Origin of the sequence: Helicobacter cynogastricus, from assembly GCF_900197855.1 — a bacterium.
GTDB lineage: Bacteria > Campylobacterota > Campylobacteria > Campylobacterales > Helicobacteraceae > Helicobacter > Helicobacter cynogastricus.
Genome location: NZ_FZMQ01000015.1, coordinates 60,601 through 73,965, shown reverse-complemented (window position 1 = coordinate 73,965; position 13,365 = coordinate 60,601). Strand labels below are relative to the sequence as shown.

Annotated in this window: 7 protein-coding genes and 1 pseudogene; 5 read left to right on the top strand and 3 right to left on the bottom strand. The window is 45.1% G+C overall.

Features of this window, described 5'->3' with window-relative positions; genetic code table 11:
- Positions 1-47: 47 nt before the first annotated feature.
- From C6H00_RS06920 to C6H00_RS06900, 5 genes and pseudogenes are all read left to right on the top strand, one after another.
- Positions 48-2,090 carry an HsdM family class I SAM-dependent methyltransferase gene (locus C6H00_RS06920; RefSeq protein ID WP_104750263.1) on the top strand — a complete coding sequence of 681 codons (2,043 nt, stop codon included), beginning with the start codon at positions 48-50 and terminating at the stop codon, positions 2,088-2,090.
- Positions 2,091-2,128: 38 nt separating this feature from the next.
- Complete coding sequence (locus tag C6H00_RS06915; RefSeq protein WP_104750262.1) at positions 2,129-2,725, top strand: restriction endonuclease subunit S; 597 nt, start codon at positions 2,129-2,131, stop codon at positions 2,723-2,725.
- Positions 2,685-3,278: a restriction endonuclease subunit S gene (locus C6H00_RS06910; protein WP_267892011.1), complete on the top strand. Its 594-nt coding sequence runs from the start codon at positions 2,685-2,687 to the stop codon at positions 3,276-3,278. Before C6H00_RS06915 ends, C6H00_RS06910 begins: the two co-directional genes overlap by 41 nt.
- 95 nt (positions 3,279-3,373) lie before the next feature.
- A complete protein-coding gene (locus C6H00_RS06905) occupies positions 3,374-3,973 on the top strand; it encodes a restriction endonuclease subunit S (protein ID WP_233704471.1) in 600 nt (199 codons plus the stop codon).
- An 88-nt stretch (positions 3,974-4,061) separates the two neighbouring features.
- Positions 4,062-4,583 (top strand): annotated as a pseudogene (locus C6H00_RS06900) (restriction endonuclease subunit S); the annotation flags it as partial.
- Positions 4,584-4,597: 14 nt separating this feature from the next.
- Here the strand turns inward: C6H00_RS06900 and C6H00_RS06895 are convergent.
- The 3 genes from C6H00_RS06895 to C6H00_RS06885 are packed head-to-tail and all read right to left on the bottom strand — an operon-like array spanning position 4,598 to position 13,350.
- The gene (locus C6H00_RS06895) at positions 4,598-8,014 is read right to left on the bottom strand and encodes a hypothetical protein (RefSeq protein WP_158655753.1); all 3,417 of its coding nucleotides are present in this window, start codon (positions 8,012-8,014) and stop codon (positions 4,598-4,600) included.
- A 3-nt stretch (positions 8,015-8,017) separates the two neighbouring features.
- Complete coding sequence (locus C6H00_RS06890; RefSeq protein WP_104750258.1) at positions 8,018-11,233, bottom strand: hypothetical protein; 3,216 nt, start codon at positions 11,231-11,233, stop codon at positions 8,018-8,020.
- Positions 11,230-13,350, bottom strand: coding sequence for a glycoside hydrolase (locus C6H00_RS06885; RefSeq protein WP_233704470.1), 2,121 nt, complete (start codon positions 13,348-13,350; stop codon positions 11,230-11,232). Before C6H00_RS06885 ends, C6H00_RS06890 begins: the two co-directional genes overlap by 4 nt.
- Positions 13,351-13,365: the final 15 nt, after the last annotated feature.

Genomic DNA, 13,365 nt, shown 5'->3' with positions numbered 1-13,365 from the left:
GCAAAGTCAAAATCTCCTATAATACCCCATTTTAGTGAGAGGAAAATATGCCCAGCCAAGAAGAACACATTGAGGATTTAGTTAAATCCGAGTTAAAAACGCTCCATATCCCCTATTACACCAAAACAGCCCCCGTTAATGAAGAAATCCAACGCGCCCTAGAACAAGCCCCCTCAAAGAGTGGGGGGAGTGGGCGCAATTATCCCGATCTTAAATTGCTTTTAAGCACCAAAGAATTACGCCACATTCCCGTGATGGTAGAGGTCAAGGGACTTAAAGGGCGTTTAGCAAAATTTAGCAAAGATAAACACTTAGAGCTCAACCCCAACGCCATTAAAGACTACGCTCTCAATGGCGCGTTGCATTATGCCAATGCGATCTTAGATTATAGTCACAGCTACAACGAGGCGATCGCCATTGGGATTAATGGCTATGAAGAAGAAGGCAGGTTGCATAAAGAATACGCCCTTTACTACCTGCACGCCAAACACCTAGCCGTGCCCCAAAAGATCGGCGATTTTAAAGACTTGAGCATTCTAAGCCATTTAGAAGAATTGGAGAGAAAGCTAGACAATCTTACTCTCAGCGAGGAGGCGCGCGCTCAAGCGATTGAAACTTTAGAGAGCCAAACCGAGACACAACTCAACAAGCTCAACCAGTTTTTACACGATGAGATTTTAAATATTAATCCTAATGAGCGCGTGGCGTTGCTCGTGGGGATGATCATGGCAGCTAGTGGGGTGGCTAATAAGATTTCCCCTTTGCGCCTAGAGGACTTAAAAAGCGAACAGGATAAAGACATCAATGATGGACACACCTTTTTAGGCAGGATCAGGGCGTTTTTAAATGCCAAAAACTTACCCCAAGAGAAAATCGACATGGTGGTGGATGAACTCAAAAGCGCGTTTATCCACTCCAAGCTATGGTTTTGCAACAGCTACACTAGCACCAACACCACGCAAAGCCCGCTAAAAACCATTTATGGGCGTTTTTTAGAGGGGGTGTTTCCCTTAGTAAAAAAACTCAGCCAAGCTGACATCGCCGGGCGACTCTTTAATTCGATCACCAAGTGGCTTGAAGTGCCCGATAGCGAAAAGAACGATGTGGTGCTCACCCCGCGCATGGTGGTAGATTTAATGGTCGAGCTCGCACAGGTCCATCAAGACTCTTATGTGTGGGACTATGCTACTGGCTCGGGCGCGTTTTTGGTCTCTAGCATGAACAAGATGATCAAAGATTGCACAGAGAAAATCACTAGCCCTCAAAAAAGAGAGGAAAAGATCGCCCATATCCGCGCTTACCAGCTTTTGGGCATTGAAAAGCGCGCGGACATTTACCTGCTTGGAGTGTTAAACATGCTCTTACTAGGCGATGGAAGCGCGAACTTGCTACACAAGGATAGCCTAGTGGATTTTAAAGAGGGCGCGCCTCTTAAATACGAACAGGGCGATCGCAAAGACACACCCTTTAAAGCGGATGTTTTCTTGCTCAATCCGCCCTACTCTGCAAAGGGCAAGGGCTTTATTTTTGTAAAACAGGCCTTAGAGAGGATGCAAAAAGGGCGCGCGGTGGTGATTATTCAAGAAAACGCCGGAAGTGGGAATGGATGGCCCTACACCGCACAGATTTTAGAACACAGCACTTTAATAGCCAGCATTAAAATGCCCCTAGATTTATTTGTAGGTAAGTCCAGTGTGCAGACTGCCATTTATGTCTTTGAAGTGGGCACACCTCACTCTGAAGATAAATTAGTGAAATTCATCGACTTTAGCAATGATGGCTACACAAGAGCGGCGCGCAAAAAGGCAAGAGCGAGCACAAATTTACGCGACACCGATCACGCTAAGGAGCGTTACGCTGAGCTGATTGCCCTAGTGCTGGGTAAAAAGCGCGCAACAAACTTTTATAAAGACCACTACATAGAGGACACCATCAATTTAAAGGGCAAGGACTGGACCTATGCCCAGCATCAAAAAATCGACACCATGCCTCAAATGGGCGACTTTAAGGGCAGTGTAGCGGAGTTTCTAGCTTATGAAGTTTCTTTAGTGCTTAAAGGGGAAGTGGGAAAGTCGCTAACCCCCGCCTAGCAAGTTGGAAGGCTCTAGCAGCCTTAAGCTGGCGGGGGGTGCAATTAGGGGAGATTTTTGAGGTGCGTTCTAGCTGTAAGATTTTTCATGCCAACACCTTAGAGATTGAGGACACACCTAAAGAGGGTTTTTACCCCTATGTGGTGCGGAGCGCGCGTAACAATGGCATTAGGGGCTTTATTAAACAAGATAAAGCCTTTTTAAACCCGGGCAATACTTTAAGTTTTGCGATGGACACTTTTAGCGTGTTTTACCAAGAAAGACCCTATTTTACGGGGAATAATCTTAAGATTCTTGTGCCTAAATTCTCTCTTAACAGGCATAACGGGCTTTTTGTCGCTATCGCTTTACAAAAGTCGGTCGCCCATTTAAGTTGGGGCACTAATTGCACAATTAGCGATATGGAAAAGTTACGCTTTTCTCTCCCTCACACCCCTAATGGGGAAATCGCTTTTGAGGCTATGGAAGCCTTTATAAAGGAACTTCAAGCGGAGCGCTTGGAGGAACTTCAAGCGTATCTAAAAGTAACAGGATTGGAGGACACCAAGCTAACCCCAGAGGAAGCACACGCCTTAAATATCTTTAGCGCGCACTTTGAAAATCGGGGGGGGGGGGGGCAATGGTGTTACCCCTAGTAACTTAAAATGGCAAGAGTTTAGGGTGGGGGATTTGTTTAAGATCCAAGCTAACCCCCAGCTCAATAAAGATAGCTTTAATTTTATTGCAAACGCAGAGGACAAACAGGTTTATCCCTACTTTACCCGCACTTGTTTAAATAATGGCATTGCCGGGTGGGTGGAATATTTGGATGAGGAACACAAGATTAAGGGGAATTGCCTAGCGGTGGGGATGATTGGCATGCAATTTTTCTACATGGAGCAGGATTTTTACACCGGGCAATTCACCAAGAGCCTACATCCCAAATTTGAGGGCTTGAACCGCCATACCGCGCTTTTCATGCTCACTTGTCTTAACAAATTCCAAAAGATTTTGCAGGGCATTTTGGTGCGCGATTTTGAAAAAACCCTAAACCCCCTTAAAATCGTCTTACCCGTCCAAAAGGAGGCGATCGCCTTTGAGCTCATAGAACACTTTATCAAAGCCCTAGAAAAACAACAGATCGAAAAAGTTAAGGCGTTGTGGGATCAGAAGTTGGGGGCATATACTAGCGTGCTAGATCAAGGCTAAGAACGCTTTCAATCCAGTTTAAGGGGCGTATTAATCCACCTTAAAAAAGAGTGAGCTAAGATTCTTTAAAAATTCTAAAGGTTAAATGATGGGATTTGACAAAAATAACCCCTATTTATGCGGGGGGGGGGGGGGTAGATGTTACTCTTAGTGGCTTAAAATGGCAAGAGTTTAGAGTAGGAGAGCTTTTTCACATCAACACCCCTAAGAGAAAATTTGATGCTAATAAGGTGCGCTTTTGTGTGGATGGATACCCCTATGTAGCTAGGGGAGCTAATAATAACGGCATTAGGGGCTATATTGATGAAGACCCTATTTTTTTAAATGAGGCTCCTAGTATTAGTTTTGGACAGGACACTGCTACGATTTTTTACCAAGACAAACCCTACTTTACGGGGGATAAGATTAAAGTTTTCACGCTTAAAGAGGAGTACTTAAGTCGGTATAGGGCTTTATTTTTAATTACTTGCATGCGTAAAACCTTTAGTGCCTTTAGTTGGGGTAGTACCTCCTTTAAACAAGGTATCTTAGAGAATCTTTTCATAAAATTACCCACTCACAAAGATGGCACTATTGCCTACGACTTAATGGAACACTTTATCAAAGCCCTAGAAAAGCAGCAGATCGAAAAAGTTATGGCATTGTGGGATCAAAGATTAAAGGCGTATGAGGATACAATCTATGATAAAAATTAAAGGACTTATCAATGGAACTTAAAGATAACGCCCTGTTGCCACTGGGGGGGGGGGGGGGGTAAGCCTAGAAAATCTTAAATGGCAAGCATTTAGCTTTAGCGAAGTCTTTATTTATGAAAGGGGGAGGCGTTATAAAAAAGAGGATCACACAAAGGGGGAAATCGCTTATATCTCTTCAAGTGCCATGAATAATGGCGTGGATGGCTATGTTGCCCCGCCCCCTTATATGAAAATCTATGCCAACAAAATCACTTTAGCCAATAGCGGGAGTGTGGGGAGTTGCTTTTACCACCCCTACCCCTTTGTGGCTTCTGATCATTGCATGGTCATTTGGCTTAAAGAAAAGGAACTCAACCGCCATTTAGCCCTTTTTTGCACCACGATTTTAAGGCATAGCGTGCAACACAAATACGGCTTCAATAGGGAAATCAACAAAGAGAGGCTTTTAGAGGAAAAATTTAGCCTGCCCGTCCATGCATATAACCAAATCGCCTATGACTTAATAGAACACTTTATACGGGCTTTAGAGAAACACCAAATTGAGAAAGTCGAAGCGTTGTGGGAGGAAAAATTAGGGGCGTATGCTAGCGTGGTGAGCAAGGCGCGCTAGATACCACCCATCCCCTAGTGCCCTTCATCATGTAAAAACCATCCTTTGTGTCTAATAGGTTTTAAGAGGCTTTGGCATAGAGAATTCCCAAAACCCAAGCCCTTAACTTGATGCTTAATATCTAAGTACAAGCAAGGAATGTTGTTAAAACTCACTAGGAGATAGTCTTGTAAATAGGCTTTTAAGGCGGTTACATCATAATCTTTTTGGCTAAAAAGTTTAGCGCATGCAGCTTGCATATTGGGGCGCAAATACTTAGCATGTAAACACACGCTCGGATTGGTGTAGAGCAATACGGGGTTGAGTTGGCTAGGATCATCTAGTTGTGCGCGCACGAGGTCTAGCCCTTGTAAAAATTGGGTTATGCGTTGGTAAGCCAAGAGATCCAGAGCACTGCTCCCGCTTGAATCGAAGATGAAAATATTCCAATATTTCTCTAGGTCGAAGGTGTTGTTCTTTTTTAAGAATTTGGGTGGGTTTTCTTTGAAAACATTAGCCAAATCCCAAGCGAGCTCGGAAGTTTTCTCATACCCCACTAATTGGCGCACAAGCGAGGCAATACGTACATCTTGGGCAAGTTGCAAGGCATATTTACCCTCATCAGGCGTAATCTGTTTACTCCAATCGCGCAAGGTTTTTAGGTGTTTATCCCACTTAGAAACCTGTGGATTTTCTTGCCTATTCCAAGTAAGGGTCTGCACAGCCCACGCAATATCTAAGCCCTGCGCATGGGCGCGCACTAGGGGAGCGTAGATAAAATCCCACACCTGAATGATTTGTTGGGCGAGTTTGGCGGTTGGTTTGGCTGGCTTAGGATGACACGGGTCTTTTGCGCTGCCTTGCAAAAGGGCAAAAAGCTCTAAGATAGAGTTTTGTTCTATACGCGCCTTTAAGGATTGCTCTACAGCATTTCTGGGCTTAAAATTTACAAAGAGGGGGAGAGTTTTTAAAGCATTAGAGGCTTGTGTGCTCAATTCTACAAGCGCGCTTTTAAAGAAAGAGGCGCGCTCTTGCTTGCAAGTGGGGTCTTGCTTGTAGGCATCCTCTAAGATGAAGCTTAAGCGCGCGCGCAGGCGATCTAATCCTTGTAAAAACAAGGGGGGTAAAGTCATTTTAGGTGGACTACTCAAAGCCCACGCCTGTAAGCCTTGACAAGAAGGATCGTGGGAGGCAAAGCCTTGTAGCTCTTGTTTAGAATCTAAGTAAAGACAGGGGGTGTTGTGGATGATTAAGAGTTTATAGCGTTGTAGATAGTCTTTGAAAGGAGGAGGGCTAAAGCTCTGTTCTGTCAAAATGCGCTGACAGGTTTGTGAAGTGTTTTTATCCAAATACTGGGGGGCAAAGCAAGGGGTGATGTTTTGGCGTAATTGGTTTGCGCCCACACTCTCAGGGTGCGCCCACCAGTTATCATAAAAATTGCGCATGTCTAAAAATGCGCGCGCGCGGTTGTAATAATGCCAATCCCATGCCTTAAACACTTCTTGCATTTCTAAAGGGAGACTTTTGCTCCAATCAGAAGCAATACCCCACTTAAGTTGCGTGGGTGTGGTGTAAATATTTTGGCGCACGGCTAAACGCGCGCTTAAAACAGCGCTCTTAAAATCTTTGATCCAAAGCACATCTTCTGGACTTTCAGGAGTAACATTTAGGGCGCAGTCTCGCGCTTCGCATAAATAGGGGTTATCACACGCGCATAGAGTAGGGGGAGTTTGCTTTTTTTGCAGGTTTTGCAGGTAATCTTTAGGGTCTAGCCCCTGTTTGATGGCTTGAATTAAGGGGGTGTAGACAAAATCCAAGAGATTTAGATAATCTTGCATGATCGAAGAGACGGGTTTTCTGATAAAGTAGATAGTCCAACTCAGACCCAACATGGCATCTTGACGGATAGAAGCTTCCAGTAGGGCTAAAAGGTGCATGCTCTCATAATCTAAGAGAGAATCCCACACGCTCCCTTTAAGAGAGGCTAGGGGAGTGTGCTCTAAGATGGCCCGTAAGCTTTGCTTTAAAGCGGGCATCACCTGCGCTAGACTTTGATGTGGTTCTTGATCATCGCTATAAAGGGCGTTTAGGGCGTTTTTAAGCTTTTCTTGGGCTGTGCTGAAAGCTTTAAGCAGATCTTTAGGCAAGGGCGCGCCCACATTAGGAGGGTTAGATTGAATCAGCGCGCATAAGGGTTCTTTGGAGGGGAAGGCGCGCATGGTATTATCGGGGTTCAAATAAAGACAGGGTTGGTTATTGAGCGCTAAAAGATGGAAGCGTTGCAGATAATCTTGCAAAGCCGCATTGGGGCGTGTGAGAATGGCCTGACAGCTGTGTTGATACTCTTTAGACAGGGGGTTTAGGCATAAAAAAGGGTCGCTTTTAAAAGGGGAATCCTGCTTGGAGGGCTTAAGAGCGGAAGCGCTCTTACAATCGCGCTCTAAGCGCATCCCGCCATGGCTTCCTACCACAAGCGTGCAATGAGACTTCTGAGATTTCTGAGACTTTTTAGGTGCTCCCAACTTTTCTAAGGCTAATACGCCATTGAGGAGGGTTTGCACATGGCTATAGTAGTAATTCGTCCACGCATTGATCTGTGCTAAATTGAGCCCTAGTTTTTTGTAGATATTCAAATAGTAGTCAAGGTTCTCGTGATCGTCTAGGCGTGTATCAAAGAGGAAGGAATACAACACAGGGCGCAAGGTTTCTAAGGAAGTGATGAGGGGTTGTGTGTTGTTAGTGGCGTTGGTGCGCACGCTCTCTAAATGTTTATCAATCTCATCTCCAGAAACACTTAGGTTTTCTTGGTGGCTTAGTGTTTTTAAATAAGATTCTAGGGGGAGTCCTTGCTTAAAAGAGTTGATTAAAAGCGGGTAAATGATCTCTAAGCTCTGAGAGAAATTTTTTAAAAGGGCTTGGGGATTGAGGGGATCGGGTGTAAAATCTTCGTAATCGTCATTATCATCATCGTCATCACTACGATTGACAGAAGTGTCATTCTTTTTAAAATTATAGCAATCTACACCCGGAATCTTATTGCGCACCAAAGAGAGGGCGTGCAGAATTTCAAACTTTCTAATCTCTTGGGCGACATCTTGGGGCAGACTCTTTTGGATATGCGCCATGAAAGGGAGGGCATCTACCATTTTGGTCGCTAGATTGATCCAAGTGGGGGCGTATTTTTTGACCATGTCTGTGTAGTAGTAAGTGGGATCTGACATGTGTACCCAACATGGGGCATCTTTAAGGGCTAACATAGAAGCGGCTTTGTGCCCGCTTATCATGGAGCCATATAACTCTTGGGCAGCCCTGATGAACGCGCTTGTGTCTGGGGTGTTCTGCGTGGGCGCGCGCTCTTGGGGCGTATCCAAGCGGTTTTTAAACAACAAAGCCACGATCAAGGCTATAACAACAACCCCTAAAGACAACCCCCATAAAACACGCTTATACATCAACTAATGCCCTTCATCGTGGTAAAACCATCCCTTTTTACTCAAGGGTTTTAGCAAGCTTTGGCATAGCCTACTAGAAGAACCCAAGCCCTTAATTTGCTTTTTCTCATCTAAGTACAAACAGGGCACACCCTGCAAGCTCACCATTATATAATCTTGTAGATACACTTTCAAGGCGGACACATCGTATTTTTCACTTTTAAACATCTGCATACACTCGGCTCGCGTACTAGGGCGCAAATACTCCGGGCGCAAACACGCGCTAGGGTATCTAGGGAAGAAAAGAGGGGTGTTATAGACATCATCGCCCTGATCGACAGAGAGAACCTCTTGAGCGTCTAAAAACTGGGCGACTCGCCTAAGAATGAAGTAATTAATAGGATTCTTTATATCCTCTTGATCTTCTGTGTATTCTTGATCCTCTGCGTCCTCTTGATCTGTGTTGTTTTTCTTTTGGAGCGTATCCAAGAGGTTATGACCCAAATGGGGATTAGAATTACCCATAGTAAAATCATAGATCATTTCTATTATTTCTACATCTTTGGTGATGTGGTAGGCGTTAGCACCATCATAGGTGTTTCCCACAAAGTAGCGTCTCCTCACAAAGCTTTTTAGATCATCGCCTAAAGTCTCACAGCCCCGACGTGCACAATCTTCTTCATGGCTCTTTTGAATCCGTGCTAGGGTGTGCACATACCACACCACATCTAGCCCCTGCGCGTGGGCGCGCATAAGGGGTTGGTAGATAAAATTTAGAGCACGCATAAAAGTTTGGGCAATTTCTTTTGTGGTGGGGGTGCTTTTTTGGCAATCATTCTTAAAGCCCCCCTCTAAGAGCGCAAAGAGCAAAAACATGGCTTGTTGTTGCATACCCTCTAATAACGCCTTTTCTTTGTCATTCTTGGGTTTAAAATTAGAAAATAGGGGCAAGGATTCTAGCGCGCTTTGGGCTTGTTGTTCTAGCTGAGGCAACACGCCTTGCAAAAATTGCACGCGATCTTGCTCGCATATGGGGTCTTGTGTGTGCGCCTCTTGCAGGGCACTTTCTAGGCGCGTGCGCATCGCCTCTACATGCTGTAAAAACAAGGGGGGCAAAGCGATCTCTTTGGGTGGAGTGTAGAGCGCCCATGCTTGCAGGGCCTTACAAGAGGGATTTTTGGAGTCAAAGCCGCGTAATTCTTCTTTGGCGTTCAAATACAAACAGGGGCTATTGTCTATGCCTAAGAGCATGAAACTTCTCAAATATTCGCGGTATCTAAAGGGGTTAAAACTCTGTGCTTTTAGGATTTGTTGGCAATTTTGCGCGCTCTTTGGGCTGAGATATTTGGGGTAAAAACAGGGGGTGGGGTTGGCGCGCAAGTACATTGCAGAAAGACGCTCGGGGTGTTTTAGGGTATCTACATAATAATCTTTGGCATAAAAAAAGGCTTCCACGCGTTTTTTATAGTGCAGATCCCATAGTTTAAAGGCTTGCTGTTGGCTAACAGAGAGGCTTTTATACCACGTATCCGCATTAAACCAATCCAACCCAAAACTTCCGCTGTGTGCTGCAAAGTCCATAGCCAGATCGGCGCTTTTAAAGTCCTCTAGCCATGGGCTAGGAGGAATGTCAGGGGGCAGAGTGCAATAATCTTTTGTAGCGCAGGGGTGGATGGCATGGAATTGAGAGTCTTTAAGATTTTTCAAATAAAAGCTAGGATCAAGCCCTTGTTTGGAGGCTTGGATGAGGGGGGTGTAGATAAAATCCAACAAGCGTGCGTAATCTTGTGCTAACAGGGGTGCCGGGGTGTTGGTAAAATAAAATTTAAGATCGTTGAATTGATCGGAATCTGCTAGTTTGCCCTCTAAGAGGGCTAAGAGATGCAGGCTCTCATAATCTAGCAAATAATCCCACTTAGAGCCTTGCAAAGAGGCTAGAGGGGTGGCTTGCAAAATGGCGTTAAGATATACTTTGGCAGTGGGCAACCACTCTTGCAGATTCTGGGCATCGCGCGTGGGTGCGGTATTTTTCAAAAAATCTTGGGCGTTTTGAAACGCTAGAATCAAGTCTTTAAATACAGGCGCGCCCATGTTAGGGGGGTGGGCTTGCAACACACGGCAAAGGGGATTTTTAGAGCGGAAGGTTTTAAGGGTGTTTTGGGGAGTGAGATAGAGACAGGGTTGGTTATCAAAGCCTATGAGGCGAAAGTTGCGCAAGTAGTCTTGCAGGGGGGCGTTAGGGCGCGCCAAGACCCCGCGACACGCCGTTTTGATCTCTTTAGATAAAGCCGTGCTAAAACAAATGTGGGGAAAATTTTTAAGGGTTTGCTCTAGGGGTTGGGCTTGATTGAATAGTTTAGCCACCCCATAAACACGCCAAAGCACGCTCATATAATACTGGTTCAAAGCCCTAGTAAATTCTAAATCTAAGTTTAAGGGCTTATAAATCTCCTTATAATAGGCTTCAGCACTATAACGCCCTAGATCACTCATGGTGTCAGTAAAAAAAAGATAGGAGTTTGTGCTAAAGTACAAGGCTTTTAATTGCGTCATGGCTAAAGGATTTTTAGAAGCGTCCATGTTGTAATTGCCTGCATGTCTGAGCTCAAGGGGCGTGTTGTCAGGTTGTTCCTCTAAGAAGCGCAAGTAAGCGCTAATATCTAGCCCTTGTTGTGCGCTTTGGATCAAGAGCGCATAAACGAGCTTTAAGCTCGTAGAATAATCTTGTAAAAATTCTTCTTTTTTAAGCGCATAGGGGGTAAAGGAATCAAAGTACTTATCCACAGCATCGTAGTCCGGGGGTCTGCGATCACCATAACAATCCACATCTGGAATCTTGGCGCGCACTAAAGAGAGGGCATGCAAGATTTCAAAGTTTCTAATGCGCGTAGCTAGGGCTTGGGGTAAGCTAACTTGAATCTGCTTAATGGTGGGGAGTGCATCTACCATCTGTGTGGCTAACTTGATCCAAGTTTTAGCATGGCGCTTGATCATCTCTATAGAATCATAATCAGGGTCCGCACCACCACCACAGCGGGCATTTTCAGAGGCTTCTTTATGGGCATTGAGCATGGAGTCATAAAGACTTTGTGCCGCTTGGTAAAAAGCCTCTTTTTCTAGGGGGAATTGCGCGCTGTTGGGGGGTGTGTGCTGGGTGCGCGCGATAAACCAAAAGCTGAGTAAAAAGATTCCCAAAAAACTAGGGATTACAAACCAGGGCCATACTGCATGTTTTTTCATCGGTTGACAAGTGTCCTTTTTAAAATATGGCTTGGGGGAGAGAAATCAGGGGGTCGTGTTTGCAGGGCTTGACAGAGAGGGTTTTTAGAATTAAACCCGCGTAATTGCTCTTTGGCGTGTAGATACAAGCAGGGGCTATTATCCACGCTTAAAAGTCTCATGCTTTCTAAATAGTTGCGGATTTTAGACTCGTCAAAGCGTTGTTTCTCTAGGATTAGTTGGCAAGCTTGCACACTCTGCTGGTTTAAATATTTGGGGGTCAAGCAGGGGGTGGGGTTGGTGCGTAGGCGATCTGCAGAAATTTTTTCTGGATGCAATAGCGTGTCTATATAAAAGTCTTTGTTGGCAAAAAACGCCTCAATGTGTTTTTTATAATACAAATCCCATAGCGGGGCCTCTTTAGGAGTCCACCATTTGGCTAAATCCCTATAAAATAAAAACCCGCGCTTTTCATCCCACGCGGGAACATTCCAGTCTACAGGGGAAATACTTTCAGAAGAATAACCATCTTTATACCTCCTTACAAGATAACTACCTAATTTGGCGATTCTAAAATCTTCAAGCCACGGGCTCTCTGGAGTATTGTCAGGGCGCGCGCAGAGTTTATCTTGGGCGCAGGGGTTGGGGAATTTGGGGGCGGATTTTTTGAGGTCTTTTAAATACACGCTAGGGTCTAAGCCTTGCTTAGTGGCTTCTATTAAGGGAGTGTAGAAAAAATGTAGCAGGCGGAGGTAATAGTATGCCAACATGGGGGCAGAAATGAATGCAGGATAGTGTTTATCCATGTCAAAATCAAAAGAGCCCAAAGAGCCTCTCAAAAGGGCTAAAAGATGGAGGCGTTCGTAATCGAGCAAATGATGCCATTTAGGACCCTGCAGAGAGGCTAGGGGGGTGGCTTGTAAAATGGCTTGCAGGCGTTTTTTAAAAGGTTTGAGGTCATGGGGGGGTGTATCTAACATGTACATTAAGGTGTCTTGTGCCTCTTGAAAGGCTTTGACTAAATTGGAGGGCACGATTATACCCATTTGGGGAGGGTTTGCCTGTAGGGTTTGACAAAGGGGGTCTTTGGAGGGGAAGGCTTGGATCGTGTTTTGGGGGGTGAGATAGAGGCAGGGTTGATCGCCAAAGGCGATGAGGCGGCTTATGCGGAAGTAATAATAAAGAGGCGCACTGGGATTCTTTAAGAAGGCTTGGCACGCTAGGATGTCTTCTTTAGAGGCATTGAGGCAGTCATAGATATTTAGACGATCAAGAGGAATAGGGGGCTTAGAGGTGCTTAGGGCGCGCACACCATTTAACCAAGTTTGAAAGCGATAAGCGTAATAATTTCTCCAACGCTGTATATCTTGCAGGCTCAAGCCTAGAATTTTTTGGACCTGTTTATAGTAAGCCATTTCTTCTTGCCCGTCAATCCCATAATCGAATCTATTGAAGAGGAAATTATCTAGACCCGCTCTTAGGGTTTTAAGGCGCAAGATAGTCGGCGAGGAATCTTTGGCTAACATGTCTTTTAAGGTTTTGAGCTTGGTGTCGTAGTCCTCTGAGGAGAAGTGCAGTTGTGCTAGCAGGGCGCTTTGGTAATCGTATGTGCTGAACACAAAGCCAGTTCCCCAATTTAAAGTGCGTAAGAAAGATTCTAAGGGCAAGCCCTGTTTAGAGGCGTTGAGTAGTAAGGGGTAAAAAAACTCTAGGTTTTGTTGCAAGACCTCTAAGAGTTTTTGGGCTTCAAGGGGCTTTGGAGGGGGTGCTCCATTTTCTAGCGCGTCCTCACAATCTACCTCGTTATTAATCTTAGCGCGCACCAAGCCAAAGGCGTGCAAAGCCTCAAAGCCCCTGATTTGGTCATAGAGGGGCAGGCTTTTTAAGCGCGCCATAAAGGGCACATGGTCTATCATTTGGGTAGCTAGGCTAATCCATGTTTTGTAACGCCGTGCCACGACCTGTGGGGTCATCGCCGATTGGTCCATTTGGCTAGGCACGCATTCTGCCTTAAGAGCCACTTTTAAGGCGGTGTTGTGGGCATTTACAAGCGAATCATAGAGGTCCTTAGCCGCCTTGAAAAAGGCTTGTTCTTGGGGATTTGTAGGTGTGTGTGCGCCTAATCCAAAACTAGGCATAAAGAAGAATAAGAA

What these genes read in the sequence shown, in the direction of transcription:
- C6H00_RS06920 (WP_104750263.1), top strand. Translation starts at nt 48, where the DNA reads ATGCCCAGCCAAGAAGAACACATTGAGGATTTAGTTAAATCCGAGTTA.
- C6H00_RS06895 (WP_158655753.1), bottom strand. Translation starts at nt 8,014, where the DNA reads ATGTATAAGCGTGTTTTATGGGGGTTGTCTTTAGGGGTTGTTGTTATA.
- C6H00_RS06890 (WP_104750258.1), bottom strand. Translation starts at nt 11,233, where the DNA reads ATGAAAAAACATGCAGTATGGCCCTGGTTTGTAATCCCTAGTTTTTTG.
- C6H00_RS06885 (WP_233704470.1), bottom strand. Translation starts at nt 13,350, where the DNA reads ATGCCTAGTTTTGGATTAGGCGCACACACACCTACAAATCCCCAAGAA.